Here is a 228-nt window from a genome sequence, read left to right as displayed (position 1 = left end):
CCTGATGCGCCTCGCTGTCGACGCCGACGACCTCAGCCAGCAACGTCGTCACCTCGGGCCGATCCCTGAAGAGGCTGCGGATCGGCCAGGCGATTTCGGAGGTGGCAAGCAAGGTGGTCGCGACCTGATAGAGAAGCGGCTGAAACAGATGGTGGTTGCGCCGATCGATCAGCGTGATGCGGACAGGCGCACCCTTCAGATCATTGGCGAGTTGCAAACCGCCAAAAC

At 61.8% G+C, this 228-nt stretch carries 1 pseudogene; it reads right to left on the bottom strand.

The annotated features are described in order from the left end of the window. Positions 1-228: pseudogene (locus tag ACPYOJ_RS37300) on the bottom strand (NAD(P)/FAD-dependent oxidoreductase); the annotation flags it as partial.

This window comes from Rhizobium sp. SVR5-9E, assembly GCF_056755095.1.
Note: the sequence above shows the minus strand (reverse complement) of the source record. Positions and strands in the feature narration are given on the sequence as shown.